The following is a 23334-nucleotide window of genomic DNA, read 5'->3' on the forward strand; positions in this document are numbered from 1 at the left end:
CCTGCACATCGGCACGGGCAATCTCCGCGCCCAATGTCGGCAGCGCGCAACCGACCTCGGGTTGTTCGACGTGGGCCATGCTCAGGTAATGCTTCAGACAACGCTCCAGTCGCTGCCGATCCGCACCGCCCTGCCCGCCAAGACGCTCAAGACTCTCGCTCAACTCCCGCTCGACGATGGCTGCGAACAAGGCATCCTTGGATGAAAAGTGGCTGTAGAACGCCGCGCCACTCAAACCGATGGCTTTCATCAGGCCATCCACGCCCACTGTGGAAAACCCCGATTTTTTCGCCGACAGCGCGCTGCTTTGCAGCAACCGTTCGCGGGTTTCCGATTTGTGTCCGGCCGAATAACGCATGTCATCTCCTGAAATAGCTCGCCTTGACGCTGCCCGAATCCTAGCATAACGTTCGTTAACTAAACGATCGTTAACCCAAAGGGATTCACCCATGAATAACAAGAAGGTCGTATTGGTTGTCGGGGCCGGGGATGCCACGGGCGGAGCGATTGCCAAGCGTTTTGCCAGTGAAGGTTTCATTGCCTGCGTGACCCGGCGCAGCGCCGAAAAACTTCAGCCACTGGTTGACGCAATCATCGCTGAGGGCGGTGAGGCTCATGGTTTCGCCTGCGATGCACGTAAGGAAGAAGACGTCATCGCGCTGATTGAAGACATCGAAACCCGAGTCGGCCCGATTGAGGCCTTTGTCTTCAACATCGGTGCCAACGTGCCCTGCAGCATTCTCGAAGAAACCGCACGCAAATATTTCAAGATCTGGGAGATGGCCTGCTTCTCCGGCTTTCTCAATGCCCGTGAAGTGGCCAAGCGCATGGTGACCCGGCAGCGCGGCACGATTCTGTTCACCGGTGCCACTGCCGGATTGCGCGGTGCTTCAGGGTTCGCCGCTTTCGCTGGAGCCAAACATGGTATCCGCGCACTGGCACAAAGCATGGCGCGAGAGTTGGGGCCGATGAACATTCATGTCGCCCACGTCGTGGTTGATGGTGCGATCGACACCGATTTCATCCGTAACAGCTTTCCTGAGAAATACGCGACCAAGGATCAGGACGGCATTCTCAATCCAGAGCACATTGCCGAAAATTACTGGTATCTGCACAGTCAGCCTCGGGATGCCTGGACCTTCGAGCTGGACCTGCGCCCATGGAATGAACGCTGGTAAGCCCTCTCCCGGATTACAACAACAAGAGCGCAACTTGATCATGACGAAAACCGTGGAATTCTATTTCGACCTTGGCAGCCCCGCCACCTATCTGGCGTACACCCAACTGCCGAAGATTTGCGCTGATACCCAAAGCGAATTGACCTACATTCCAATGCTGTTGGGAGGGGTGTTCAAAGCCACTGGCAACGCTTCGCCGGCAATGATTCCGGCCAAGGGTCGCTACATGTTTCAGGACCTCGATCGCTTCGCCAAACGCTACGGCGTCCAGCTCAGATTCAATCCGCACTTTCCGATCAATACGCTGACATTGATGCGTGCCGTCACCGGCATTCAACTACATCTGCCGCAACGTTTCGCCGAGTTCGTCGATTGCCTGTTCAAGGCGCTTTGGGTGGAAGGCCGCAACCTCAATGACCCGCAGACCATCGCCGCCGTGCTGACTGAAAATGGCTTCGATCCTCAAGAGATCATGACGCTGTGCAACGATGAATCGGTCAAAGCCACTCTCAAGGAAAACACCGAAGCCGCCATCAAGCGCGGCGTTTTCGGTGCTCCCAGCATGTTCATCGGCGATCAGTTGTTCTTCGGCCAGGATCGACTCGACTTCGTAGAAAAGGCGTTGCGCCAGGATTGAAGCCGAGCCCCAAGACACCGCGAGCGGCGCCTTGGGTAAATCGATCAAACGGCCACAGTACGCTCGTTCAGCCAGCTCAGCGCCGCACCGTCCAGCAATGGGCTCAGACGCTCGCGCACTTCGCGATGGTAGTCGTTCAGCCACTGCTTTTCTTCATGGGTCAGCAGGTCGGCAATCAGGCAGCGGGTATCGATCGGGCACAGCGTCAGGGTTTCGAACTCGAGGAAGTCGCCGAATTCGCTGCTGCCGGCCTCGCGGTTCATCGCCAGGTTCTCGATGCGCACGCCCCAGCGGCCCGGGCGATAAGTGCCGGGTTCGATCGAGGTAATCATCCCCGGCTGCATCGCCGTCTGCGGTGCCGGTGCCGCTTGATAAGCGATCACTTGCGGACCTTCGTGAACGTTGAGGAAATAGCCCACGCCATGACCGGTGCCGTGACCGTAGTCGACGTTGTCAGCCCAGATCGGCGCACGAGCGATGGCGTCGAGCAGCGGCGACAGAATGCCTTTCGGAAATCGTGCCCGCGACAGCGCAATCACGCCTTTCAACACGCGCGTGCAATCCTGTTTCTGCTCCTGAGTCGGCGTACCCACCGGGACCATGCGCGTGATGTCTGTGGTACCGCCGAGGTATTGACCACCGGAATCGATGAGCAACAGACCATCACCCTCGATCAGCGCATGCTCCTCTTCGGTAGCGTGATAGTGCGGCATCGCGCCATTGGCGTTGAACGCGGCAATCGTGTTGAAGCTCAGCGAAACGTAATCGGGACGACGTTCACGGGCAGCGGTAAGTTTCTCGTCGATGGTCAGTTCGGTGATGCGCTCGCGCGCCCACGCTGACTCCAGCCAGGCAAAGAATTCGCACAACGCCGCGCCATCCTGCTCCATGGCTTTACGGATGTGCTGAGCGTCGGCTTCGCTTTTCTGCGATTTGGCCAACGTAGTCGGGTTGAGACCCTCGACCAGTTTCACGCCACTGTCCAGGTTATCCAGCAACCCCGTGGTCACTCGCGCCGGATCGACCAGCAGGCCCGCGTCACTCGGCACAGCACGCAATGCATCGGCCACTTCGCGGTAGTCACGCAGCGTCACGCCATCCTGCTCAAGCACCGCGCGCAGATCGGCATCGACCTTGCTCAGCGCCACGAACAGCGTGGCCTGTTGCTGATTGATCAAGGCGAACGAAACAAACACCGGATTGAACGAAACATCACCGCCACGCAGGTTGAACAGCCAGGCAATGTCGTCGAGGGTGGCGATGAAATGCCAATCGGCGCCACGCTCCTGCAAGGTCTCGCGAAGTTTCGCCAGTTTCTCGCCGCGGCTGACGGTGGCTTGCGGCGGCAAATGTTGATAGATCGGCGCGTTGGGCAGGCTCGGGCGATCGCGCCAGACTTCCTGCAACAGGTCGATATCGGTGCGCAAGCGGGCGCCGCGTGCTTCGAGCTTGCTACCCAGTGTGCGCGCCGAGGCCACCGCCATGACTGCACCATCGACGGCAACTACGCCGCCCTCAGGGGTCTGCTCGGCCAGCCAGTCCAGCGGGCTCGGCTGCCCCGGTTGCAGCTTGACCAGTTCGATGCCGCTGCCGTTGAGCTCTTTCGTCGCCTGTTCCCAGTAACGACTGTCGGCCCACACACCGGCGAAATCAGCGGTGACGATCAGCGTACCGACCGAGCCGTGGAACCCCGACAGCCATTGCCGGCCCTGCCAGTAACCCGGCAGGTATTCCGACAGATGCGGGTCGGCGGACGGCACCAGCAGCGCATGGATGCCTTCGCGGCGCATCAGTTCACGGGTATGCGCCAGGCGCTGAGGCACCGATCCTTCGGTCAAGGTGTGGGAACTCATCATGTCTCCTGCTAATCGCGTCATCGTTATTGTTCGTAGCCGATAATTTTCAGCTGTTTAGAGGCCTGTTGCCCAAAATGCCGGGGCACTGGTGCAGGCGGTCCTGATCAGTTCGACGGCCTTGTCGACATCCTCCACGGTAGTAAACCGGCCGAGACTCAAGCGAATGGTGCGCCCCGCGAGCCACGCATCGTGCCCGAGCGCGAGCAGCACGTGGGACGGCGCATTACTTGCGGAATTACACGCCGACGTCGCGGAAAACGCGATCGAATGGCTCAAAGCAGCGCTGTTGAACTCGCCTTCGCTGAAAGTCAGGCTCAGGGTGTGCGGAATACGTTGCGAGGCACTGCCATTGAGGCGCACGCCCGGCAGACTCATCAGTTGTTCGAGCAAGCGTTCGCGCAAAGCGACAATAGAGTTTTTTTCTTCATCGAATGCGTCGGCGGCCAACGCGAATGCAGCGCCCATCCCGGCAATCTGGTGAGTCGCCAGGGTCCCGGAGCGCAAGCCACCTTCGTGACCGCCACCATGGATTTGCGCCTGCAGGCGTTGCTGCGCGAGCGGGCCCACATACAGGGCGCCGATGCCCTTGGGACCGTAGAGTTTGTGTGCGGAAAACGACATCAGATCCACCGGCCAGCGGCTCAGCTCGATCGGGACTTTGCCGGCGCCCTGCGCCGCATCAACATGAAACAACGCCTGCCGACTGCGCACCACCTCGCCAATCGCCTCGACATCGTTGACCGTGCCCAACTCGTTGTTGACCAGCATAAGCGACACGAGAAAGGTGTCGTCACGCATCGCTTCACTGACCGCTTGCGGCGTGATCAGGCCTTCTGCGTCCGGCACCAGATAGGTCACGGCAATGCCTGAATCCTGCAATTGCCGGGCGGTGTCGAGGATCGCCTTGTGTTCGATCTGACTGGTAATGATGTGCCCGCCGGCAACGCCACGGGCCTGGGCGACGCCTTTGAGCGCGAGGTTGTTGGATTCGGTGGCACCGGAGGTCCAGACAATCTGCTCAGGCTGCGCGCCGACCAGATCGGCGACTTGTCGACGTGCCTGCTCGACCGTCTGCCGGGCCTGCTGGCCGAAGGCGTGGGAGCTGGACGCCGGGTTGCCGAAGTTACCGTGAAAACCCAGACATTCGATCATCACCTGGATGACCCGCTCGTCCACCGGGGTGGTGGCGGCGTAATCGAAATACAACGGACGTGTGTTCATAAAGGACTCGCAGAGCGTGTTCCGGGATCAGGAGGCTCGTGTCTACAAACGACGATGCACAGCCTCGTGAGCTGTGCATGGGTTCGAGAGCGTCATCAATACCTGATCGGATGCCGTTAAAGAAGTAGGGCTTCATTAAAAGTGCGTAGGAACGCTCCTGAAACCGAGCTTAACAGGCATCGGGCCGGCGATTGAAGCAATGCGTCAATGAAAGCTTTCGAGAAGTAACGGATACAGCGAGATCACCAACAGCGCCGCCATGCCCCAATTGAACACGCGCAACCAGCGCGGATCCTTGAGCACATTGCGCAACAGCGTGCCGCACGCCGCCCACAGGCCGACACTGGGCAGATTGATGATGGCGAATACCGCCGCGATGATCACGACGTTGTAGAAATAACCCTGCATCGGCGTATAGGTGCTGATGGCACCGATGGCCATGATCCAAGCCTTGGGGTTGACCCATTGGAACGCCGCGGCGCCCAGATAGCTGATCGGTTTCGCCTCGCTGTCGGCGCTGTCGCCGACCGGGCCGGAGTGGGCGATCTTCCACGCCAGATACAGCAAATACGCCGCGCCGACATAGCGCAGCACCGTATACAGAATCGGATAGGCCTGAAACACCGCGCCAAGGCCGAAGCCCACCGCGACCACCAATAGAAAGAAGCCACAGCTGATGCCGAGCATGTGCGGAATGGTGCGGTTGAAGCCAAAGTTCACGCCGGACGCCAGCAACATGGTGTTGTTCGGCCCCGGTGTGATCGAGGTAACAAGGGCAAACAGGGCAAAGCCCAACAGCAGATCAAGCGAGAGGTTCATCGAGGCAGTCCATCCAGGGTCATTCAGCTGTTGACCCTATCCCACACGGCCCGGCAAACCCACGGACAGTTAGGGAAAACTTCAAGCAGTACAGTTTGCTTTCAGCTTGGACGACCGTGCAGCTGTATGGCACGTTCGGCGCTCATCTCGCCCTGCTGATCGAAGCCGAAAGTCTTCTGCGGCTGGCCGAGCAATTGGGCTTTTTTCGCGTGGTATTCGTCGAACGACAAACCGCTGCGGTTCAGCGCTTCCAGCGCCAGTTCGCGGGATTCTTCAGCGGTGTAAGGGCGCAGCTCGGGCGAAACATGGCCGGCACAACCGGCGAGTACGGAAACAGCGAGCGTCAGCGAAACAGTCAGTAAACGGTTCATGGGAGCGTCCTGGCGAGCAATGTGGGGTCGATGGAGAAAGGCTACGCCCGGGCACGCTCGCGCAGAAATCAACGCTCTCAATAGTGGCTATCAGCTTTGCGCTAATACTGGCTAAACCGGCAGACGGCAATGCAGCGCATCGTCGTGGCTGCGGGCAATGCTGCTGTGCACCTGGAATGAATTGAAGGTCACGGTTTTCGCCCGATGGGTGCGGATCAACTGCCAGAAATCCTCCTCGCCGCTTTCGAAACTGCGAAATGCCGCCTCCCCCGCTTCGCGACTTTGCCACTGCAAAAAGCTCAGCACGCGGCGGCCGTCGTCGCTGGCCTGCACGCTGGCGCTGAGAAACCCGTCGGAACGCTGGGCCAGCCCCTCGGTCTGCGTGGCCAGTGCCGAGACCAGCGCCGCTTGCTGACGGGGTTCGATTTCGAATTCGATCAATTGGGTAAAACTGCGATTGCTCATGGAAAGCCCCCATTTATTGAAGCGAGCCTTGCGACCCGAAGAGCTGCAGGGTAAAACCTCTAGTTAAGTCAAGGTCAAGAGTATTTTCCGCATGATCAGCAAGGAGCAGGTGCACAAGCCTCTCACCGTGGGCGAGGTTGCGGCGCGCAGTGGCGTCGCGGTCACCGCGCTGCATTTTTACGAAGCCAAAGGGTTGATCAAGAGTGAACGCAACGCCGGCAATCAGCGCCGTTATCCGCGCGCCGTCCTGCGCCGGGTGGCGTTGATCAAAGTCGCGCAACGGCTGGGGATACCGCTGGCGGAGATCGGCGAAGCGCTGAAAATCCTGCCGCAGGATCGCGCGCCGTCGGCGGCGGACTGGAAAATGCTCTCTGAACAATGGCAGCGCGAGCTCGACGAACGGATCAGGCAACTGACGCTGATGCGCGATCAGCTCACCGGGTGCATCGGCTGCGGCTGTCTGTCCATGGAAGCGTGTCCGCTGCGCAATAAAGGCGACATGCTCGGTGACCAAGGGCCAGGCCCGCACTTTCGCGATGAATGATGAGCGCGGCTCGTCGGCGCAAATTCCGCGCAGTAAGGACGGTTCTATAGTGATTGCTCCGGGCAAATCCGGCGTAACCACATTTGTTGAAAACAAAACAGGGAGAACGTCATGAGCGTCAAACCCATTCCCGAGGGGTATAACAGCATTACCCCGTATCTCGGCATCCAACAGGCCGCCGAGGCCATCGAGTTCTACAAGAAAGCCTTCAATGCCAGCGAAGTCATGCGTCTGACCATGCCCGACGGCAACATCGGCCATGCCGAACTGCGCATCGGCGACAGCGCGATCATGCTCGGCACGCCTTGCGATCAAGGACCACTGAGCAATCCGCAGCAAGCGGTCTCGATCGGCTTGCATCTCTACGTCACCGATGTCGACCAATCCTTTAAACAAGCGCTGGATGCCGGGGCGCAAAGCGTCTCCGAGGTCAAAGACCAGTTTTACGGTGACCGCAGCGGCACGTTGAGAGATCCGTTCGGCCATCTGTGGTTTCTCGCCACGCGCAAAGAGGATTTGAGCGAAGAGCAGATTCGCCAGCGAGCGATGGAGATGTTCAACCAAGGCTGAGGGCTTGTTGCCTCGGATCAACCGGCAAAATATGCACTGCCGATGTAATTGCGAAACATTTGCTTTCATATCCGCTTTCGGGATTTTCTTCGCTCATCCGTCTTATAGGAATGCAGGCCGTTCGCGTAGGCAAAAGCCACGAGCGGCCTCCCGGGGAGTTCCGTGCTGCGAAGCCCGTAGCCCGGCCCCTTCCACCGCAATCAAGACGCGCAATCATGTCGAAGAAATCCCGTTCCAAACTGTGGTTCCTGGTGCATAGCTGGCTGGCGTTGCCGATCTGGTTCTTTGTATTGATCGTCTGTGTCACCGGCACGCTGGCGGTGGTCAGCCAGGAGATTGTCTGGCTGGCCAACCCGCAAATGCGCGCCAGTCAGCCGTCGGACGATGCGCCGCGACTGAGCTACGACCAGATCCTCGCCGCGATCAAACAAGCCGAGCCGCAAACCCTGGTGCAGAGCATCAATCGCCCCGACGAGTCGCACTTTGCCCTCGACGTCGAAGTCAGCTACCCCGACGGGCGCTCGTTGACGGTCTATGTCAATCCGTACACCGGCGTCATTCAGGGCACCGCGCCGGCCTTCGATTTCAAGGCCTTTACCCGCGCCCTGCATGGCTGGTGGCTGGTGCCGTTCACCAATGGCTACAGCTGGGGCTGGTATCTGGTGTCGCTGCTCGGCGTGCCGATGCTGGTGTCGCTGATTACCGGGCTGGTGGTCTACAAACGCTTCTGGAAAGGTTTTTTGCGCCCGACCCTGCGCGTACGCCATGGCGCGCGGATTTTCTGGGGCGACTTTCATCGCCTGTGCGGCATCTGGTCGATCTGGTTCATCGCGGTGATCTCCATCACCGGCATCTGGTTCCTGATCAAGGCGATCCTGTTCGATAACCAGATTTCGATTTCCAGCGAGCCGATTATTCCGGCGATGTCCCGCGAAAGTGTGCCGATTTCGGCCGCCGGCACCCCGCCGCCGCGCATCAGCCTGGACCGCGCCATCGAAATCGCTCAGCAGAAGATTCCGGGGCTGGAAGCCAGCTACGTCAACCTGCCGGGCAATGCCTACTCGCACATGAGCGTCAGCGGCCGTGGCTGGTATCCGCTGATGTATCAGACCGCGACACTCAACCCCTACAACGGCGAAATGGCTTCCTCACGCTTGCTGTCCGACCGCTCCTCGCTGGAATTCGTCACCGAATCCATGCGCCCGCTGCACACCGGCGACTTCGGCGGCATCTGGATCAAGTTGATCTGGTTCTTCTTCGGTCTGTTGCTGAGCATGATGATCCTCAGCGGCCTGCTGATCTGGACCAAGCGCACCGCGCTGGCCACCGCCAATGCGCTGAAGCGCGAAGACAAGAAAAACCGCATCAAGGCACAACCGGCGCTGCGCCGTGAACCTTCGGAGGCCAGCCTGTGAACAAAGCCATCTCGGTCCCACCGCCGTCTCGGCTGTCGCGCTTCTGGCACAAGTGGCGCTTCCATATCAACGTCCTGCTGTTGCTGATCCCGCTGGGTTTCATGCCGAAATACTTTGCCGATGCCTCGCTGTTTCGCGGCGACAGTGGCCTGGGCCAACGAGAAATAGGCACCGTTCAGGTCGGGCCGTGGAGCCTGCGTCTGGCCGAGTTACGCGAAGAGGCGCCGCACCTGAGCGGACCGGCCGGCTATATGAAGGACTTCACTGCCGCCGTATGTGATACCTGCGTCGATCAGGTCAAGGCCACTTACCTGCGCATCGGTAAACCGCGCAGTCTGCGCGCCGCCGGCACGATCTTCTTCGGTACGCCTTATCGCATGGGCACGCAAATGCCGATCCCGGCAAAGACCAAACCTGACGCCGAGCTGTGGATCACCATGGAAGGCTGGGACGGCAGCATGCACCAAGCCTCGATCCCGCTGAGCCACGCCTCCCCCGCCACGGTTGCGTGGCTGAACAGACAAGGAGCCAAACCATGACTCGCTCACCCCTTCATACCCGTTTGCTCGCCAGCGCCGCGCTGCTGCTGAGCGCCGCTTTCAGCGCCAGCGCACTGGCGCACAACCCGATGTGCGAATGCAAAGCCATCGATGCCGAACAGATCAAATGCACCGGCGGTTTCTCCGATGGCAGCGGCGCGCCGGGGGTGACCCTCGATGTGATCGGCTACGACGAAACCATTCTGGTGCCGGGCAAATTAGGCGATGACTCGACGCTGACGTTCAAGAAGCCCGGCAGCGAGTTCTATGTGCTGTTCGACGCCGGCCCCGGCCACGTGGTGGAAATCGACCAGGCGGATATCGAAGCCCCATGAGTAGCCCGACGACGCAAGTGGTACGCCCGGCCGGCGCCGGTCATGAAACTTTCAACGTGCTGCTGTTGTGCCTGCTGATCCTCGCGGTCGCCGGTTCGGTGGTGGCGTGGCGCGGGGTTTCTCATGAAGCGGAGCCGGTTGCCAGTAACCAGTACGATGCCCGCCGCGATCTCAGCGCCGCCGAGCAAGGCATCTATGCCGACCTGCGAGTGACCCTCGACGAAATCCGCTTGCTGCGCGAAGAGCAACAAACCCTGCCGACGCCTCAGATGCTGGCCGACGAAGGTTTCGCGCCGTTCGCGCAGGATGCCAGTTCGGTCAGCCGTGGCGGTCACGCATGGCAGATGCTCGCCGACCGCGCCTATTTCGGCCGTAGTGCAACTCCTGATGTCGCCGGTTCATTTCTGATGCGTGTCGGCACTGACGCCAACGCGGTGCCGGACATCTGGCTCAACCGTGGCGCCGATCCCGCACCTGCTGAGGATCTGTCTGACGCCGCGCTGTCCGCCGCTGGCTGGAAACAGATCGTCGCGCAATTCGATGCCGGGGTTACCCGCGAACATCGCCATTGATTCCTCGCCTTTATCCGAGAGAAGACTGCTTGCCCATGCCCATTTCATCTCCTCGCCGTCCCTTGTTACGCCTGTTTCTGCTTGGCCTGTGCGCCTGCCTGCTGAGCCCGTTGGCCAGCGCCGAGCAAGGCAAACGCCTGCGTATCGGCATCACTCTGCATCCGTATTACAGCTATGTCGCCAACATCGTCGGCGACAAGGCCGAAGTGGTGCCGCTGATTCCCGCCGGCTTCAACCCGCACGCCTACGAACCGCGCGCCGAAGACATCAAGCGCATCAGCGGACTGGACGTGGTCGTGCTCAACGGCGTCGGCCATGATGACTTCGCCGACCGGATGATCGCCGCCAGCGAAACACCCAACGTGAAAACCATCGAAGCCAACGAGAACGTGCCGCTGCTGGCGGCCACCGGTGTCGCTGCGCGCGGCGCCGGCAAAGTGGTCAATCCGCACACGTTCCTGTCGATCAGCGCTTCCATCGCCCAGGTCAACAACATCGCCCGCGAGCTGGGCAAGATCGATCCGGACAATGCCAAGACCTACACCCAGAACGCCCGCGCCTATGGCAAACGCCTGCGGCAGATGCGCGCCGACGCGTTGGCCAAACTGACCCAGGCACCGAACGCCGAACTGCGCGTGGCCACGGTGCATGCGGCTTACGACTATCTGTTGCGTGAATTCGGTCTGGAAGTGACAGCCGTGGTCGAGCCCGCCCACGGCATCGAGCCAAGCCCGAGCCAGCTGAAAAAGACCATCGATCAATTACGCGAGCTTGACGTGAAAGTGATTTTCTCGGAAATGGATTTCCCGTCCAGCTACGTCGACACCATCCAGCGTGAATCCGGAGTGAAGCTGTACCCGCTGTCGCACATTTCCTACGGCGAATACACCGCCGACAAGTATGAAAAGGAAATGACCGGCAACCTCAACACCGTGGTTCGGGCGATTCAGGAGTCGGGGGCATGACGTCGAAAGAAACCCTCATCCCTGACAACATCAATAACCCTGTGGGAGCGAGCCTGCTCGCGAAGGCGCCGGATCAGCCAACATCTTCGTTGAATGACACACCGCATTCGCGAGCAGGCTCACTCCCACAGGGAAAAAACGGGCCGGCGCTGGAGTTTGCGGGTATCAGCCTGACCTTGGGGCGTACGACGATTCTCGACAAGGTCAGCTTCCAGGTGCAGCCCGGCAGCGTGCATGCGCTGGTCGGCCCCAACGGCGGTGGCAAGAGTTCGCTGATCAAGACCCTGCTCGGGCAGATGCCGCATCAGGGCCAGCTCAGTCTGCACTGGCCCGGCGAGCCCGGCACCATTGGTTACGTCCCGCAGGCGCTGGAGTTCGATCGCGGCTTGCCGATGACCGTCGACGATTTCATGGCGGCAATGTGTCAACGCCGCCCGGCCTTCCTCGGTTTGAGCAAACACTACGCCGGCGCCATCGGCGCGGCGCTGGAGCGCGTCGGCATGCAGGACAAGCGCAAGCGGCGCATGGGCGCGCTGTCCGGTGGTGAGCGGCAGCGGGTACTGCTCGCGCAGGGCTTGATTCCGGCACCGCAACTGCTGGTGCTCGACGAGCCGATGTCGGCCCTCGATGAGGCCGGGATCCAGGTGTTCGAACGTCTGCTGACTGACTGGCGCGCGGCGGGCATCTCGGTGTTGTGGATCGAACATGACCTGGAAGCGGTGGGTCGGCTGGCCGATCGGGTTACCGGTCTCAACCGCCGCGTGCTGTTCGATGCCACACCGCAACAGGCTCTGACTCCGGAACGTCTGCTGACGCTGTTTTCCACCCATCCACGGAGCGCGGTCTGATGAGTTACGAAGCCTTTCGCTTGATGGTCCAGGGTTGGGCGTCTTCCGGTTACCTGCCCGAGGCGCTGGCCTACGGTTTTGTCGTCAACGCCTTGCTCGCCGGCCTGCTGATCGGCCCGGTTCTGGGCGGGCTCGGCACGCTGGTGGTGGTCAAGCGCTTCGCGTTCTTTTCCGAAGCAGTCGGCCATGCCGCGTTGACCGGTGTCGCCATCGGCATCCTGCTCGGCGAACCCTACACCGGCCCTTACGGCAGCCTGTTCGGCTACTGCCTGCTGTTCGGCATCCTGCTCAATTACCTGCGCAACCGCACCGGTCTGGCACCGGATACGCTGATCGGCGTGTTTCTCTCGGTGTCGCTGGCACTGGGCGCAAGCCTGCTGCTGATTCTCGCCGGCAAGATCAACGTGCACATTCTGGAAAACGTGCTGTTCGGTTCGGTGTTGACCGTCAACGGCAATGATCTGGCGGTGCTGGCGATCGTCGGTTCGCTGGTCATGGCCCTCGCCCTGCCGCTGTACAACCGCATCATGCTCGCCAGTTTCAATCCGCAACTGGCGGCGGTGCGTGGCGTAGCGGTGAAGACCCTGGATTACCTGTTCGTGATTCTGGTGACCTTGATCACCGTCGCGGCAGTGAAGGTGATTGGCGCGATTCTGGTCGGTGCCTTGCTGGTGATTCCGGCGGCAGCGGCGCGCTTGCTCAGTCAGTCGCTGAAAGGCTTTTTCTGGTGCTCGGTGCTGATCGCTACCGCCAGCACCCTGTGCGGGATTCTTGCGCCGATCGTGTTCGACCTGCCGATTCCATCCGGCGCCGCGATCATTCTGGTCGCCGGCATCGCTTTCGCCCTCGCCGCCATTGCGCGCGGCGTCGTCCCCAGCCTGAAAGGGAACCTTGGATAAATGGCTTTTTCACTGCGTAACCTGACTCTGGCCATGGCCCTGTGTGGCGTGGTCTGCACCCCGCTGCTGGCGGCTGAAAGTGCGAAACCCTTGCGCGTTCTGGCCTCGTTACCGATCACCTATGGATTGGGCGAAGCATTGCTCAAGGGTACCGACGTCAAACTCGAACGTGCAGCGCCGGCCAATCTTCCGGGTAGCCGTCAGACTGCGTATTTCACCGGCCGTGGCGCGCCGGCGCTGAGCAAACTGGCCACCGACGCGGACGCGGTAATCGGTCTGCGTTCGCTGTGGGCCGATGATCCGCTGTACCCGATCGCGCGGCGCAGCAACATCCGTATCGTCGAAGTCGACGCTGCGCGCCCGGTCGACGGCGCCCTGCCCGGCATCGCCGTGCAGCCGGGCCTGCAGGTTGATGGCCTGAACAGTCAGCCATGGCTGGCGAGCAACAACATGGGACGCATGGCCGATGTGATGGCGGCGGACCTGGTGCGCCTGGCACCGAGCGCCAAGCCTGCGATCGAGGCCAACCTGGCGGCGTTGAAACAGCGCCTGCTGAAACTCAGCGCCGACACCGAAGCGCGCTTGGCCGAAGCGGACAACCTGAGCGTGATGAGCCTGAGCGATCACTTCGGCTATCTGATTGGCAGCCTCAATCTCGAACTGGCCGGACAGGACGCGCGTCCTGATGCCGAGTGGACGCCAGATGAGTTGAAGAAGCTGACGGCGACGCTCAAGGACAACGACGTGGCGGTGGTCCTGCACCATCGCCAGCCAGCGGAGCCGGTGAAAGCGGCGATTGCCGAATCCTGCAGCCGCCTGGTGGTGTTGAGTACCGATGCGGCGGATCCGCTGGCGGAGCTGGAGGGGAATGTGGATGTGTTGCTCAAGGGGTTGAGCGGAGCGTAATTTCAGGCAAGATCGCGTTATCGTTCATCGCTGGCAAGCCAGCTCCCACAAAGTTTTTTTGGCGAACACACATTTGTGATCAACCACAATACCTGTGGGAGCTGGCTTGCCAGCGATGAGACTGTGCAAACAATACAAATTCAAGGCATGAAAAAACCCGCTGACCATCACTGGTCCAGCGGGTTTCTTTTGCCCGATCGCTTATTGCGCCGCGACTTGTGCATCCATCTTCTGTCGCAGGCTCAACGGGCGCATGTCGGTCCAGACTTCTTCGATGTAGGCCAGGCATTCCTTTTTCAGGCCGCTCTTGCCAACGGTACGCCAGCCTTGCGGCACAGCTTTGTAATCGGGCCAGATCGAGTACTGCTCTTCGTGGTTGACCACGACCTGAAAGAGGATGTCCTCGCGGTCGAATACTGACGTCATGCTGGTTCTCCATCGATGTAAGGTTGGCTGCACAACGGATGCAGCCGGGGTATGTAGAAAGAACGTTCGCCGCGCGAAAAAATTTACAACGCGGCGGTGGCAGCGGCCAATGCACGACCGAAGATCTCGGCCACTCGATCGATTTCCGCGGCAGTGATCACCAGCGGCGGCAGGAAGCGCACCACCGCACCATGCCGACCGCCCAGCTCCAGAATCAGGCCACGCTTGAGGCATTCACGCTGCACCAGCGGCGCCAGACACGCAAACGCAGGCGGATGACCGAGCGCGTCGGGTGCGCCGTTCGGGTCCACCAGTTCAACGCCGAGCATCAGGCCGCGACCACGAATATCGCCCAACTGCGGGAAGTCGCGTTGCAGGATGTGCAGATGCTCCCTGAGTCGATCACCCATGGCGGCGGCGTGCTCGCAAACCTTGTGCTCGACCAGATAGCGCATCACCGCTGAACCGGCGGCCATGGCCATCTGATTGCCGCGGAACGTGCCTGCATGGGCGCCCGGTTGCCAGGTGTCGAGCCAGTCGCGGTAAACCACTACCGCCAATGGCAGGCTGCCACCGATGGCCTTGGACAGTACAACCACATCCGGAACAATGCCCGCGTGTTCAAAGGCGAACATCTTGCCGGTACGAGCGAAACCGCTCTGGATCTCATCGACAATCAGCGCCACGCCGGCCTTCTCGGTGATCCGGCGCAAACCGCGCAACCATTCGATATCAGCTGGAATCACTCCGCCCTCGCCCTGCACCGCCTCGACGATCACCGCCGCCGGCAATTGCACCCCGGCCTCGGGATCGTTGAGCAGATTTTCCAGATAGCTCAGATTGGCTTTGATTCCGGCCGCGCCACCTAGGCCAAACGGGCAACGGTAATCGTAGGGAAACGGCATGAACTGCACGCCGTTGCTGAGCAAGGCACCCATTGGTTTTTTCGGCCCGAGGCTGCCCATCAGGCTCAACGCCCCCTGACTCATGCCGTGATAACCGCCGGAAAACGACAGCACCGTGCTGCGGCCGGTAGCCGTGCGCACCAGTTTCAGCGCTGCTTCCACGGCGTCGGTGCCGGTCGGGCCGCAGAACTGGATTTTTGCCTGCGCCGCCAGTTCCTTCGGCAGCAGTCCGAACAGGTCCTGGACGAATTGATCCTTGACCGGCGTGGTCAGGTCAAGGGTGTGCAGCGGCAACTCATCGGCCAGCACTTGCTGGATCGCCTCGATTACCACCGGGTGGTTATGCCCCAGCGCCAGCGTGCCGGCCCCGGCGAGGCAGTCAATGAATGTACGCCCTTCAACATCCTCGACATACAAGCCCCTGGCACGCTTGAGCGCCAGCGGAATGCGCCGCGGATAGCTGCGCGCATTGGACTCCTGCCGACTCTGGCGCGCCAGTAACGGTGATTCGTGGAATTCATACAACGTCTCCGCTGGCGCCGAGGCGACCCGGGCCGACGGCTCTTCGATAAGACTGGTGGCGACTGACATCTCTCGACCCCTCAATTCGCTATGGATAGTGACCAGAACAGCACACCGACAGGTGCGCGTTCCGGTCGGGGCGCACTTGCAGGTTTCCTGTTCTGGAAACGCTTCAGCGCGGTGCGGATTTACACCCTTGATCGAGTTGTCCGGCCGGTGAGGACAAAGGTTTGCGCAGCGGCACGGATTGCAGGCCGTTGCAGAGACCGGGTAGCGCTGCCTGTTGGTAACCCAGGTGCCGATAGAACGCCTCGGCGGTGCGGGTGCTGTTGAGGTGCACATGCTGCACACCACGAATGCGCAACCAGCCCTCGAGAGTCTGCATCAGCGCCCGGCCGACACCGCGGCGGAAGGATTCAGGCTGGACGTAACACAGCAGGATTTCGCCACTGACCCGGACCATGCCGACACCAACCGGTTTGTCATCAAGCAAAGCGACGCAGAGATAGAAATGTGGGTCGGCGAGCCGGCTACTGATGAAATCGGCGGGAGAACGGTTGAGCCAGTCGCTGACGAGAAGTGGATGGTTGCGGTGATCGAGTGCACATCCGATGCGGATCGAACGCTCGACAATACGGTTGATGATGCCGGTGTCGGCCAGGGTGGCCGAACGTACGCAGACGGGTGCTTCCATGGCGCAGTTCCCTCAATCCATTGAGTCAAAGCTGGGTTGACCTTAGCCCCAACCCTGGCGGATAGCGAACGCCGAGAAGTTACATTTGATGTGCCAGAACATGTTTTTTGTGGGAGCGAGCCTGCTCGCGAAAGCATCAGGCCATTCAACGTCGATGTTGAATGACTTACCGCATTCGCGAGCAGGCTCGCTCCCACAGGGTATCTGAGGTGAGATCAGAGGGCTTGCAACGGCATGGTCAGTTCGACCCGCAAGCCATCCGCGCGGCTGTCGAAATGCAGGGCGCAATCACAGCGCTGCACAATCGCCTGGACAATCGCCAGACCCAGCCCGCAGCCGGTGCTTTGCCCGTTGCGCCAGAAGCGCTGAGTCAGATGTTGTATGTCGTCAGGCGCGATGCCCGGGCCATGGTCGCGCACCACAAACCGCACGCGCTTGCCGATGTTTTCCAGCTTGACCTCGACCGCACACTCTTCAGGCGTATGGCGCAGAGCGTTGTCGAGCAGGTTGCGCAGGGCAGCAATCGCCAGTACCGCAGGCATTTGCAGCGGCGCGGCGGACAGGTCATCCGGCACATGCAGTTTGATCCGCAGTCGCTCACCGCCGGTGGCGTCCTGGATCGCCAGTCGGGCCACTTGCTCGGCACTGCATTGCGAACCGTCATCGAACGACAGACTGCCCTCGACCCGCGCCAGCAACAGCAACTGTTCAAGGGTGCGGTGCAGGCGATCGGCGCCCTCCTCGGCGCGAGCCAACGACTGATCACGGGCGCTGCCATCGGTCATGCGCGCCACTTGCAGGTGGGTCTTGATGGCCGTCAGCGGGCTGCGCAATTCATGTGCGGCGTCACCGGTCAGGCGGCGTTCACGCTCGATGGTCTTGCCAATGCGCTGGAACAATTGGTTCTGGGTTTCCAGCAACGGCTTCAATTCGCTGGGAAACGCTTGCAGCTGCAATGGCTCAAGGGAATCGGCATTGCGCCGCATCAGCGCTTCGCGCAGGCGATTCAGTGGCGCCAGGCCCTGACCGATGCCTAGCCACAACAGGCACAGACAACCCAGCAAGGCGACGCCAACCGGTACCGAAGCGGCGAGCAGAATCGACATGTTCAAGGCTTCGCGCTCGATCTGCCGGTCTGCCGTCGTGATGCGCACATCGCCGCGGGCCAGGGTAAAGCTGCGCCACGGCGCGCCGTCGATCATCTGATCGTGGAAGCCCATCTTTTCCGCTTCCAGCGCTTGCTCGGGGTTGTTGTGGCTACGGGCAAGGATTTCACCGCGCAATGAGCTGACCTGACAGGCCATGCCGCCAGGAATATTCAACTGTTCGGCGCTGAAGTGGGTACCCTCGCCCTTGCTCGGCAGCGTCGGCAATTGCTCGAGCAGACCGGCGACCATGCGCGCCGAGGCAACCAGACGCTGGTCGAGAGAAAACATCATCTGATTGCGCAAATCGCTGAGCATCCACGCCGCCGCCAGTGCCCAGATCAGCGCGAAGGCGGCGCCGAGCGTCAGGCTCAGGCGCAGGCGCAGACTCATCACTTGCCTTGCTCTGCGCCATCGGCAGGCCCGAGGCGATAGCCCAGACCGCGCACGGTTTCGACGATGCCTTTACCAAGCTTGCTGCGCAGATGATGGATATGCACGTTCAGTGCGTTGCTTTCCAGTTCGTCGTTGAAACCGTATACGCTGTCCTTCAGTTGCTCGGTGGACAGCACCCGTCCGCGATTGTGCAGCAGTGCCTGCAACAGTGACTGCTCGCGGCGCGACAAATCCACCGGTTGCCCGGCCAGACGGGTTTCCCGGCTGCTCGGGTCGTAGGTGAGCGCGCCGTGCTCGATCAGATTGACGCTGCGCCCGGCCACTCGGCGCAACAAGGTTTGCAGCCGAGCGAACAGTTCGCGCAGGTCGAAAGGCTTGAGCAGGTAGTCGTCAGCGCCGGCCTGCAAGCCGTCGACACGATCAGTTACTGAATCGCGAGCGGTGAGAATCAACACGGGGATTTCCAGGCCGCTCTGGCGCAATTGCTGCAGCAACTTGAGGCCGTCTTCGTCGGGCAGGCCGAGGTCGAGCACCATCACGTCGAATTCCGCGACCTTGAGCATCGCCCGCGCCTTCGACGCGGTGTTGACGTGCTCGACGGTCAGGCCCTGTGCCGTGAGCCCGGCAACGATACCGCTGGCGATCAGTTCGTCGTCTTCGCAAACCAGTACGTGCATGGGGGCTCCGTGGATAAAAACGCGAGTGAAACAGGCGAAGATTAAGGCGCAATTATGGCGCTACATGTCGGGTTCGGGAAGCTGCACGAAAACAAAGTGGGTTATCGCGTATCAGCGGCGAATGCGAGGCCCAGCGTCACAACTCTTTTTTTGCTGTTTACCCATCCAGAAACAATTCCGGACTGTATCGAAAACATGACTTCATTTAGTTTCTGCCTGCCGCTTCGAATCCACTTTTAAACGGAATTTAAAACATGAGCAACTTGAATAACTTCGTCGCCATAGACTGGCGCTCCGGCCCCGATCGAATTTATTTCTTTTTCAAGGACACCGACACTTATTCGCGCTTTGATATTGGCGACAATAGCGTATCGAAAAATTATCCAGCCTCCACTTCTGGCAGCTGGGATACTTTCGACCCTTATACAAAGGACCTGCGCTTCGGCTTGACCACCACTTCGTTTGGCTGGAATGCCGGCAGTGACGAGGATATTGCCTGGTTGTTCTTTTATCAGGGAACAACCCCGATGGTCTGCAAATATGACCAGGACAACGATAAGGTGGCTGCTTTCTACAAGGTCGCTGACTCTATCTGGAAGCCGATCCTTCCTTATTTCGACAAGATTATCGCCGGCACCTGGTTTCAACTTACCGGCCACCCCTTCCTGTTCCGATTTATCCTTGATGATGGACACTATCTCTCTTTCAACTACAAGGCCAAGACCCTTACGCGCAACCGCTTCGGCGAATATCAACTAGGCGCGCTGAAACCCTATAAAGACCGAATTATCACTGCGGCACAGAATGACCGGACATTCGCGGACAGCTACTGGTACATCTTCCTCACCAATAATCAGTATTTGACCTACAACATTCAATCCGACCGACTGGTTTCCGGCCCCACAACAATCAATGACGACAATTGGCCCGGCCTGCTGCGTGGCTGATTGGTCAATCCCGGCGAGGCTAGTAGGATAGGGTTAATTATCGGTTAATCGCCGCCGCCCATCCTGCACCCCACTTGCACAGGGACAAGGCTCCTCCATGCGTCATTTTTTTCTTCTGTTTGCTCTGCTGATTTCCGGTCTGGCTCAGGCCGGAAACAATCCGTTCGAGTCCAAGCCGGACTTTTTACCCGTCGACAAGGCATTCGTACTGACTTCCGAGCGTCTGGATTCAGGCGAAACCCAGCTGTTCTGGCAGATCACCGACGGCTACTACCTCTATCAAAAACGTTTGAAATTCGACGGACTGGCCGCCGATCAGCAGCCGGTGCTGCCTGAAGGCGAATCCCACAGCGATGAGTTCTTCGGCGAGCAGCCGGTCTATCGGCAAGGGCTGGAAGTGAAGATCCCGGCGGCGGCCAGTGGTCAGATCAAGGTCAGTTATCAGGGCTGCGCCGATGCCGGTCTGTGCTACCCACCGCAAACCCGGGTGATCGATCTGGGCGGCAAAGCCGCAGCAACAACGGGCGCTGAAGCGCCGGATCAGGTCTTGGCCAGCAGCCTGCAACAACGGGCGCTGGGCTGGAGCCTGTTGGTGTTCTTCGGTCTTGGTCTGCTGTTGGCGTTCACGCCGTGTTCGCTGCCGATGCTGCCGATTCTGGCCGGCATGATTGTCGGCAGTGGTGCCACGCCTCGGCGCGGGTTTGCCTTGGCAAGCAGCTACGTGATCTGCATGGCGCTGGTCTATGCGGCGATGGGTGTGATTGCAGCGCTGCTCGGTGCAAACCTGCAGGCGTGGTTGCAGAACCCTTGGCTGCTCGGTGCGTTTGCAACGATTTTCGTGGTGCTGGCATTGCCGATGTTCGGCTTCTTCGAGCTGCAACTGCCGGTGGCACTGCGTGATCGACTTGAACATGCGTCGCGCAGCCGCAGCGGCGGCAGCCTGATCGGCGCCGGTGTGCTGGGCGCATTGTCCGGTCTGTTGGTCGGGCCGTGCATGACCGCGCCACTGGCCGGTGCGCTGCTGTACATCGCGCAAAGCGGTAACGCCTTGCACGGTGGTCTGATCCTGTTTGCGCTGGGCATCGGCATCGGTGTGCCGCTGTTGCTGCTGGTCACCGTCGGCAACCGCTTCCTGCCGAAACCCGGCGCATGGATGAATCTGCTCAAGGGCATATTCGGCTTCCTCTTTCTCGCAACCGCATTGCTGATGCTGCGTCCGGTGCTGGATTCGTCGTTGTGGCTGGGTCTGTGTGGCGCGCTGCTGGTGATTGCGGCTTACAGCGCCTGGAAACAATCCGCAGGGTTTGGCCGCGTCGCGCAGATGTTTGGCGCCCTGTCCCTTTTGCTCGGTTTGTGGGGCAGCGTGTTGGTGATCGGTGCGGCGGGCGGCAGCGATGATCCGTATCAGCCGTTGCAGGTCTACAGCGCCGGCCGTGTCGCCAGCGCAGCGCCGACAGGTCACGATGCCTTCACGACGATCAAGGAGCCGGCCGTTCTACAACGTGAACTCGACGCGGCCAAGGCTCAGGGCCAGTGGGTACTGCTCGATTACTACGCCGATTGGTGTGTGTCGTGCAAGGTCATGGAGAAGAAGGTATTCGGCGAGGCCAAAGTCATGCAGGCATTGAGTGATGTGCGCCTGCTGCGCCTGGATGTGACCGCCGACAACGCCGCCAGCCGCGACCTGCTCAGTCGCTACAAAGTGCCGGGGCCGCCGACGTTCATCTGGATCGGCGCTGACGGCGAAGAACGCCGCAGCCAGCGCATCACTGGCGAGGTCGATGCCGACACCTTCCTGCAACGCTGGTCCACTACCCGAGACGCCAACTGATGCTGACGTTCACCCTCGGCACTTTCGCCATCGCGCTCAACCACCTGCTGCTGATCAGTGCTTTGGCGCTGGCGACGTTTGTCGGCTGGCGGGTGGCCAAGCGCGGCGGCGATAACCCCGAGTCGGCGCTGTTCAGCCTGTTCTTGCTGGGCATGCTTGCGGCGCGCATTGCGTTTGTCGCTCTGTACTGGTCGCACTATCGCAATGACCCGTGGCAGATCATCGATCTGCGCGACGGTGGTTTCCTCGCCTGGCCCGGGGTGATCGTTCTGTTGTTGGCGGCGTTGTATCGCGGCTGGCGGCGCCCCGGACTGCGACGCCCGCTGGGCTTCGGCGTGGTCAGTGGCGTAGCGTTCTGGCTGCTTGCCACCCTGTCGCTGAACATCTATGAACAGGGTACGCGGCTGCCGGATATTTCCCTGCGCAACGCCGCCGGGGAAAAGATCAAGCTCAGTGACTATCAGGGCGGCCCGCTGGTGATCAACCTGTGGGCGACCTGGTGCCCGCCGTGCCGGCGAGAAATGCCGGTGCTGGAAAACGCCCAACAGCAGCGACCGGACCTGACCTTCCTGTTCGTCAATCAGGCCGAAAGCATGCAAAGCGTGGCGACATTTCTGGAAACCCAGGGCCTGAGCCTGAACAACGTGCTGTTCGACCGCAATGGCCGTCTCGGTCAGGCCGTGGGTTCCATGGCGTTACCGACTACGCTGTTCTATAGCCCGGACGGTCGCTTGCTGACCAGTCATCTCGGTGAACTGTCGAACGCCAGCCTCGCCCGCGCCCTGGAAACCTTCGACACTTCACCTTCAAGCCCGAATCAGGCCGTTGCCCCGGCCAACTCTGCAAGGAAACTGCCATGCCCCGCCTCCGCCACCTGCTGACGCTGACCCTGGGCACTGCCCTGCTGCACTTGCCGTCGGTGCAGGCTGCTGAAGAACTGCCCGCGGCGATCAAAAAGATCGAAGCCAAGGGCGCGAAAATCGTCGGCCAGTTCGACGCCCCCGATGGCCTGCGCGGGTACGCCGCGCAATACCAGAATCGCGGCATGGCGCTGTACCTGACCCCGGACGGCAAACACGTCGTGGTGGGCAATCTGTACGATGCCGACGGCAAGGACCTGAGCAGCGAACCTTTGCAAAAACTCGTCTACGCGCCGATGTCCAAGGAAGTCTGGGCCAAGTTCGAGGCTAGCAACTGGATTCAGGACGGCAACAAGGACGCGCCGCGCACGGTGTACCTGTTCAGCGACCCGAACTGCCCATACTGCAACATGTTCTGGGAACAGGCACGGCCATGGGTCAAGGCGGGCAAGGTGCAGTTGCGCCACATCATGGTCGGCATCATCCGCGAAGACAGCCCTGGCAAGTCAGCCGCGCTGCTGGCAGCGAAAGACCCGGCCAAAGCCCTGGAAGATCACGAAAAAGCCGGCAAGGGCAGCGCGCTGAAGGCCTTGAAAGACATCCCGGTCGCCGTGCAAACCAAACTCGCGACCAACATGCAGTTGATGGAAGACCTCGAACTGCAGGCCACCCCGGCGATTTTCTATCTGGATGACAAAGGCGAACTGCAACAACAGCAAGGCGCGCCTTCGCCGGACAAGTTGGTGAAGATTCTCGGGCCGAAATAGCCTTCACAAGCACTGACCGGTGCG

27 protein-coding genes (1 of these 27 only partly in view) are annotated in these 23334 nt (G+C 60.5%); 16 read left to right on the forward strand and 11 right to left on the reverse strand.

From position 1 onward, the window contains the following. Positions 1-358 carry the 5' portion of a TetR/AcrR family transcriptional regulator gene (locus tag ACZ0AZ_RS00040; protein ID WP_039759779.1) on the reverse strand. Its footprint begins 212 nt before the window's first position, so only the first 358 of its 570 coding nucleotides appear in the window; its start codon is at positions 356-358; its stop codon lies off the left edge, out of view. Positions 359-449: 91 nt separating this feature from the next. On the opposite strand from ACZ0AZ_RS00040, the gene ACZ0AZ_RS00045 reads away from it, so the two are divergent. Both ACZ0AZ_RS00045 and ACZ0AZ_RS00050 read left to right on the forward strand, forming a co-directional pair. Continuing rightward, entirely contained in the window at positions 450-1178 is a 729-nt protein-coding gene (locus ACZ0AZ_RS00045; RefSeq protein WP_434766220.1) for an SDR family oxidoreductase, read from the forward strand. A gap of 40 nt (positions 1179-1218) precedes the next feature. Further along, positions 1219-1815, forward strand: coding sequence for a 2-hydroxychromene-2-carboxylate isomerase (locus ACZ0AZ_RS00050; protein WP_129997697.1), 597 nt, complete (start codon positions 1219-1221; stop codon positions 1813-1815). A gap of 44 nt (positions 1816-1859) precedes the next feature. Here the strand turns inward: ACZ0AZ_RS00050 and ACZ0AZ_RS00055 are convergent, their stop codons facing one another. The 5 genes from ACZ0AZ_RS00055 to ACZ0AZ_RS00075 form a co-directional block, all read right to left on the reverse strand. After that, complete coding sequence (locus tag ACZ0AZ_RS00055; protein ID WP_463538523.1) at positions 1860-3668, reverse strand: aminopeptidase P family protein; 1809 nt, start codon at positions 3666-3668, stop codon at positions 1860-1862. Between the two features lie 57 nt (positions 3669-3725). Further along, positions 3726-4892, reverse strand: coding sequence for an aminotransferase class V-fold PLP-dependent enzyme (locus ACZ0AZ_RS00060; RefSeq protein WP_463571014.1), 1167 nt, complete (start codon positions 4890-4892; stop codon positions 3726-3728). A 204-nt stretch (positions 4893-5096) separates the two neighbouring features. Then, a complete protein-coding gene (locus ACZ0AZ_RS00065; protein ID WP_039759787.1) occupies positions 5097-5711 on the reverse strand; it encodes a LysE family translocator in 615 nt (204 codons plus the stop codon). A 101-nt stretch (positions 5712-5812) separates the two neighbouring features. Further along, positions 5813-6082, reverse strand: coding sequence for a lipoprotein (locus ACZ0AZ_RS00070; RefSeq protein ID WP_039759788.1), 270 nt, complete (start codon positions 6080-6082; stop codon positions 5813-5815). A gap of 111 nt (positions 6083-6193) precedes the next feature. After that, positions 6194-6547 carry an antibiotic biosynthesis monooxygenase gene (locus ACZ0AZ_RS00075; RefSeq protein WP_039759790.1) on the reverse strand — a complete coding sequence of 118 codons (354 nt, stop codon included), beginning with the start codon at positions 6545-6547 and terminating at the stop codon, positions 6194-6196. A gap of 91 nt (positions 6548-6638) precedes the next feature. Between ACZ0AZ_RS00075 and soxR the strand changes: the two genes are divergently transcribed. The 10 genes from soxR (at position 6639) to ACZ0AZ_RS00125 (ending at position 14140) form a co-directional block, all read left to right on the forward strand. Continuing rightward, positions 6639-7091 (forward strand): redox-sensitive transcriptional activator SoxR, encoded by a 453-nt coding sequence (gene soxR, locus ACZ0AZ_RS00080; RefSeq protein ID WP_129997273.1) that lies wholly within the window; start codon positions 6639-6641, stop codon positions 7089-7091. 111 nt (positions 7092-7202) lie between these two features. Beyond that, a complete protein-coding gene (locus ACZ0AZ_RS00085; RefSeq protein WP_463538524.1) occupies positions 7203-7661 on the forward strand; it encodes a VOC family protein in 459 nt (152 codons plus the stop codon). A gap of 215 nt (positions 7662-7876) precedes the next feature. Continuing rightward, positions 7877-9076: a PepSY-associated TM helix domain-containing protein gene (locus ACZ0AZ_RS00090; RefSeq protein WP_133339317.1), complete on the forward strand. Its 1200-nt coding sequence runs from the start codon at positions 7877-7879 to the stop codon at positions 9074-9076. Then, the gene (locus tag ACZ0AZ_RS00095) at positions 9073-9615 is read left to right on the forward strand and encodes a thiamine pyrophosphate-binding protein (protein ID WP_463538525.1); all 543 of its coding nucleotides are present in this window, start codon (positions 9073-9075) and stop codon (positions 9613-9615) included. Before ACZ0AZ_RS00090 ends, ACZ0AZ_RS00095 begins: the two co-directional genes overlap by 4 nt. After that, positions 9612-9950, forward strand: a complete 339-nt coding sequence (locus ACZ0AZ_RS00100; RefSeq protein WP_039759799.1) for a hypothetical protein — start codon at positions 9612-9614, stop codon at positions 9948-9950. Before ACZ0AZ_RS00095 ends, ACZ0AZ_RS00100 begins: the two co-directional genes overlap by 4 nt. Further along, the gene (locus tag ACZ0AZ_RS00105; protein ID WP_039759801.1) at positions 9947-10522 is read left to right on the forward strand and encodes a DUF6162 family protein; all 576 of its coding nucleotides are present in this window, start codon (positions 9947-9949) and stop codon (positions 10520-10522) included. The genes ACZ0AZ_RS00100 and ACZ0AZ_RS00105 overlap by 4 nt, the downstream gene beginning before the upstream one ends. A 35-nt stretch (positions 10523-10557) precedes the next feature. Continuing rightward, entirely contained in the window at positions 10558-11487 is a 930-nt protein-coding gene (locus ACZ0AZ_RS00110; RefSeq protein WP_463538526.1) for a metal ABC transporter substrate-binding protein, read from the forward strand. Continuing rightward, positions 11484-12335, forward strand: coding sequence for a metal ABC transporter ATP-binding protein (locus ACZ0AZ_RS00115; RefSeq protein ID WP_129997277.1), 852 nt, complete (start codon positions 11484-11486; stop codon positions 12333-12335). The genes ACZ0AZ_RS00110 and ACZ0AZ_RS00115 overlap by 4 nt, the downstream gene beginning before the upstream one ends. Then, positions 12335-13234 carry a metal ABC transporter permease gene (locus tag ACZ0AZ_RS00120; RefSeq protein WP_129997278.1) on the forward strand — a complete coding sequence of 300 codons (900 nt, stop codon included), beginning with the start codon at positions 12335-12337 and terminating at the stop codon, positions 13232-13234. Before ACZ0AZ_RS00115 ends, ACZ0AZ_RS00120 begins: the two co-directional genes overlap by 1 nt. Then, positions 13235-14140, forward strand: coding sequence for a metal ABC transporter substrate-binding protein (locus tag ACZ0AZ_RS00125; RefSeq protein ID WP_463538528.1), 906 nt, complete (start codon positions 13235-13237; stop codon positions 14138-14140). It abuts the gene before it with no gap. 201 nt (positions 14141-14341) lie between these two features. On the opposite strand, the gene ACZ0AZ_RS00130 is transcribed toward ACZ0AZ_RS00125, so the two are convergent. The 5 genes from ACZ0AZ_RS00130 to ACZ0AZ_RS00150 all read right to left on the reverse strand — a co-directional run bounded on the left by ACZ0AZ_RS00130 (position 14342) and on the right by ACZ0AZ_RS00150 (position 18905). Then, positions 14342-14566, reverse strand: coding sequence for an MbtH family protein (locus ACZ0AZ_RS00130; RefSeq protein ID WP_016770808.1), 225 nt, complete (start codon positions 14564-14566; stop codon positions 14342-14344). 83 nt (positions 14567-14649) lie between these two features. Then, the gene (locus ACZ0AZ_RS00135; RefSeq protein ID WP_129997280.1) at positions 14650-16062 is read right to left on the reverse strand and encodes an aspartate aminotransferase family protein; all 1413 of its coding nucleotides are present in this window, start codon (positions 16060-16062) and stop codon (positions 14650-14652) included. 103 nt (positions 16063-16165) lie between these two features. Next, positions 16166-16687: a GNAT family N-acetyltransferase gene (locus ACZ0AZ_RS00140; protein ID WP_129997281.1), complete on the reverse strand. Its 522-nt coding sequence runs from the start codon at positions 16685-16687 to the stop codon at positions 16166-16168. Positions 16688-16902: 215 nt separating this feature from the next. Then, positions 16903-18225 carry an ATP-binding protein gene (locus tag ACZ0AZ_RS00145; RefSeq protein WP_463538529.1) on the reverse strand — a complete coding sequence of 441 codons (1323 nt, stop codon included), beginning with the start codon at positions 18223-18225 and terminating at the stop codon, positions 16903-16905. After that, positions 18225-18905, reverse strand: coding sequence for a response regulator (locus ACZ0AZ_RS00150; protein ID WP_039759813.1), 681 nt, complete (start codon positions 18903-18905; stop codon positions 18225-18227). Before ACZ0AZ_RS00150 ends, ACZ0AZ_RS00145 begins: the two co-directional genes overlap by 1 nt. Positions 18906-19159: 254 nt before the next feature. On the opposite strand from ACZ0AZ_RS00150, the gene ACZ0AZ_RS00155 reads away from it, so the two are divergent. The 4 genes from ACZ0AZ_RS00155 to dsbG all read left to right on the forward strand — a co-directional run bounded on the left by ACZ0AZ_RS00155 (position 19160) and on the right by dsbG (position 23310). Then, on the forward strand, positions 19160-19852 hold the full coding sequence (locus ACZ0AZ_RS00155) for a hypothetical protein (protein WP_129997282.1): 693 nt from the start codon (positions 19160-19162) through the stop codon (positions 19850-19852). A 97-nt stretch (positions 19853-19949) separates the two neighbouring features. After that, positions 19950-21683 (forward strand): protein-disulfide reductase DsbD, encoded by a 1734-nt coding sequence (dsbD, locus tag ACZ0AZ_RS00160; protein ID WP_129997283.1) that lies wholly within the window; start codon positions 19950-19952, stop codon positions 21681-21683. Then, positions 21683-22564, forward strand: a complete 882-nt coding sequence (locus tag ACZ0AZ_RS00165; RefSeq protein WP_039759818.1) for a TlpA disulfide reductase family protein — start codon at positions 21683-21685, stop codon at positions 22562-22564. Before dsbD ends, ACZ0AZ_RS00165 begins: the two co-directional genes overlap by 1 nt. Then, positions 22540-23310 carry a thiol:disulfide interchange protein DsbG gene (dsbG, locus tag ACZ0AZ_RS00170; RefSeq protein WP_039759820.1) on the forward strand — a complete coding sequence of 257 codons (771 nt, stop codon included), beginning with the start codon at positions 22540-22542 and terminating at the stop codon, positions 23308-23310. Before ACZ0AZ_RS00165 ends, dsbG begins: the two co-directional genes overlap by 25 nt. Positions 23311-23334 lie beyond the last annotated feature (24 nt).

This window comes from Pseudomonas sp. AC239, from assembly GCF_979258545.1.

What these genes read in the sequence shown, in the direction of transcription:
- ACZ0AZ_RS00045 (WP_434766220.1), top strand. Translation starts at nt 450, where the DNA reads ATGAATAACAAGAAGGTCGTATTGGTTGTCGGGGCCGGGGATGCCACG.
- ACZ0AZ_RS00050 (WP_129997697.1), top strand. Translation starts at nt 1,219, where the DNA reads ATGACGAAAACCGTGGAATTCTATTTCGACCTTGGCAGCCCCGCCACC.
- ACZ0AZ_RS00055 (WP_463538523.1), bottom strand. Translation starts at nt 3,668, where the DNA reads ATGAGTTCCCACACCTTGACCGAAGGATCGGTGCCTCAGCGCCTGGCG.
- ACZ0AZ_RS00060 (WP_463571014.1), bottom strand. Translation starts at nt 4,892, where the DNA reads ATGAACACACGTCCGTTGTATTTCGATTACGCCGCCACCACCCCGGTG.
- ACZ0AZ_RS00065 (WP_039759787.1), bottom strand. Translation starts at nt 5,711, where the DNA reads ATGAACCTCTCGCTTGATCTGCTGTTGGGCTTTGCCCTGTTTGCCCTT.
- ACZ0AZ_RS00070 (WP_039759788.1), bottom strand. Translation starts at nt 6,082, where the DNA reads ATGAACCGTTTACTGACTGTTTCGCTGACGCTCGCTGTTTCCGTACTC.
- ACZ0AZ_RS00075 (WP_039759790.1), bottom strand. Translation starts at nt 6,547, where the DNA reads ATGAGCAATCGCAGTTTTACCCAATTGATCGAATTCGAAATCGAACCC.
- soxR (WP_129997273.1), top strand. Translation starts at nt 6,639, where the DNA reads ATGATCAGCAAGGAGCAGGTGCACAAGCCTCTCACCGTGGGCGAGGTT.
- ACZ0AZ_RS00085 (WP_463538524.1), top strand. Translation starts at nt 7,203, where the DNA reads ATGAGCGTCAAACCCATTCCCGAGGGGTATAACAGCATTACCCCGTAT.
- ACZ0AZ_RS00090 (WP_133339317.1), top strand. Translation starts at nt 7,877, where the DNA reads ATGTCGAAGAAATCCCGTTCCAAACTGTGGTTCCTGGTGCATAGCTGG.
- ACZ0AZ_RS00100 (WP_039759799.1), top strand. Translation starts at nt 9,612, where the DNA reads ATGACTCGCTCACCCCTTCATACCCGTTTGCTCGCCAGCGCCGCGCTG.
- ACZ0AZ_RS00105 (WP_039759801.1), top strand. Translation starts at nt 9,947, where the DNA reads ATGAGTAGCCCGACGACGCAAGTGGTACGCCCGGCCGGCGCCGGTCAT.
- ACZ0AZ_RS00110 (WP_463538526.1), top strand. Translation starts at nt 10,558, where the DNA reads ATGCCCATTTCATCTCCTCGCCGTCCCTTGTTACGCCTGTTTCTGCTT.
- ACZ0AZ_RS00115 (WP_129997277.1), top strand. Translation starts at nt 11,484, where the DNA reads ATGACGTCGAAAGAAACCCTCATCCCTGACAACATCAATAACCCTGTG.
- ACZ0AZ_RS00120 (WP_129997278.1), top strand. Translation starts at nt 12,335, where the DNA reads ATGAGTTACGAAGCCTTTCGCTTGATGGTCCAGGGTTGGGCGTCTTCC.
- ACZ0AZ_RS00125 (WP_463538528.1), top strand. Translation starts at nt 13,235, where the DNA reads ATGGCTTTTTCACTGCGTAACCTGACTCTGGCCATGGCCCTGTGTGGC.
- ACZ0AZ_RS00130 (WP_016770808.1), bottom strand. Translation starts at nt 14,566, where the DNA reads ATGACGTCAGTATTCGACCGCGAGGACATCCTCTTTCAGGTCGTGGTC.
- ACZ0AZ_RS00135 (WP_129997280.1), bottom strand. Translation starts at nt 16,062, where the DNA reads ATGTCAGTCGCCACCAGTCTTATCGAAGAGCCGTCGGCCCGGGTCGCC.
- ACZ0AZ_RS00140 (WP_129997281.1), bottom strand. Translation starts at nt 16,687, where the DNA reads ATGGAAGCACCCGTCTGCGTACGTTCGGCCACCCTGGCCGACACCGGC.
- ACZ0AZ_RS00145 (WP_463538529.1), bottom strand. Translation starts at nt 18,225, where the DNA reads ATGAGTCTGCGCCTGCGCCTGAGCCTGACGCTCGGCGCCGCCTTCGCG.
- ACZ0AZ_RS00150 (WP_039759813.1), bottom strand. Translation starts at nt 18,905, where the DNA reads ATGCACGTACTGGTTTGCGAAGACGACGAACTGATCGCCAGCGGTATC.
- ACZ0AZ_RS00155 (WP_129997282.1), top strand. Translation starts at nt 19,160, where the DNA reads ATGAGCAACTTGAATAACTTCGTCGCCATAGACTGGCGCTCCGGCCCC.
- dsbD (WP_129997283.1), top strand. Translation starts at nt 19,950, where the DNA reads ATGCGTCATTTTTTTCTTCTGTTTGCTCTGCTGATTTCCGGTCTGGCT.
- ACZ0AZ_RS00165 (WP_039759818.1), top strand. Translation starts at nt 21,683, where the DNA reads ATGCTGACGTTCACCCTCGGCACTTTCGCCATCGCGCTCAACCACCTG.
- dsbG (WP_039759820.1), top strand. Translation starts at nt 22,540, where the DNA reads ATGCCCCGCCTCCGCCACCTGCTGACGCTGACCCTGGGCACTGCCCTG.